The following is a 1,512-nucleotide window of genomic DNA, read 5'->3' as shown; positions in this document are numbered from 1 at the left end:
CCAGCGGTCAATAAAGCCGTCGCATCAATGGAACCGGTTTTGGCCAAAACCCCGATTGTCAAAAATCTTTTCACCAAAGTTGACGATTGCATTGCTGTACAGCCAACCAGAGGGTACCATGCTTTGTTCTTGGCGACAAATACGACAAAATTCACATGTATTGATACAGGTATAACAAACCTTCTTAAAAGTGATTTAAAAAAGTGGAGAGAAGAAGTAGGAACTGATTTAGATACGATTGCGGTTGCTAGAACGGATATTGAAGGTTTGGAAGGTGAAGTGTTTCAAGGTGCGTCTCCGGAGGTAATAAAAGCAGCACGAAAAGAAGCTGGATTGAAGCCTTTGAGTGAGAATAGAAAAATAAAAGCACCGTATGATGAAAACAATCCAAGGCATAAACAATTTACCAGACATGCAGAAGAGATGATTGCAAATAAGTTTGCTGATGCTGTAGATAATTTATACGAGAATCCTCTTGAAGTAAAAGGTAAACTGTATTTACATCAGTCAAATAAAACTGGTGTATGTGGAGCATGCAAAGCAGGATTTGGAAAAAATCCTAAAAGGTTTGGTGTACTATATCAGTTAAGTAAGCGGTATCCAAATTTAGAGATTGTAGTATCAAGTGAGATAACAGATTCAACAAAAATTACTAAAAAACACTTCTTTATAGTGAAGAATGGTCAACAATATGAATATCCCCAAAATAGGAGGTAATAGAATATGGAGTGGTATAAAAAAGTAAACATGGATGCCAGAGCTGCTTATTATTTAACACTATCAGAAAAACTATTGGATAAATTAACTCCTTATGATGATTGGTTTCCGACTGTGAAAAGAACAATTGATCTGTGTTGGGAGTGGGTCGAGGAAAAAAGGTTGGATGGATATGATATTTATATGGAAGCGGATGATGAAGATGAAGGGTTATTTGTTATTGGGATTGTAGAAATTGATCCTTTTCAGGGGAATTCGCAGGCAGAATCAGCCTATTGGTGTGTTTTTGATGCTGTATGTTATACCATATGGCTAGGCTTTAAATTTGATAATATGGAAAATGAACTTCCACAACCGATTGAAAGTATAAATGATGAGATGATTTATCACCGGTTTATGGAAGAAATAAGAAAAGTAGACGGATACCAAGAAGAATGGGCTGAGCATTTGAAGCAGTATCTGTTGGAAAACTATCCGGCAGGCAGTGACAAAAAGATGAAAAGAGAAGAATTGTTGAACTTGATTGCATAAAAAAATGATTAAGTGGAAACATTTCCGCTATATTTGGCGTAATATATGAGGAGGATTTCTCCCTTTAATCGTCCCGATTGCACAGAAGCAATTGAGTAAAAGACTTTTAGATGATTTCCAAAGCCGATACACTGAAGTCTTTCACGACTTCCAAAGCTGATATTTTGAAATCATCAAACCCTTTCCCATGGCCATTTTTGGCTGTGGGATTCTTTATTTTGTTAAAGCACAGTTCATTTCACAGTTCAAACCACAGTTACACAG

General features: G+C 36.6%; 2 protein-coding genes. Both read left to right on the top strand.

Translation table 11 applies throughout. The annotated features are described in order from the left end of the window. Positions 1 to 717 (top strand): hypothetical protein (locus I8U21_RS14765; protein WP_198054201.1); only part of this gene is annotated, 717 nt, incomplete at its 5' end. Between the two features lie 6 nt (positions 718 to 723). Beyond that, on the top strand, positions 724 to 1,248 hold the full coding sequence (locus I8U21_RS14760) for an Imm6 family immunity protein (RefSeq protein WP_198054200.1): 525 nt from the start codon (positions 724 to 726) through the stop codon (positions 1,246 to 1,248). Positions 1,249 to 1,512 lie beyond the last annotated feature (264 nt).

It is taken from the genome of Thermoactinomyces sp. CICC 23799 (assembly GCF_016055145.1).
Lineage (GTDB): Bacteria > Bacillota > Bacilli > Thermoactinomycetales > Thermoactinomycetaceae > Thermoactinomyces > Thermoactinomyces intermedius.
The sequence above is the reverse complement of the archived record's forward strand: the minus strand, read 5'-3'. Positions and strand labels throughout refer to the sequence as shown.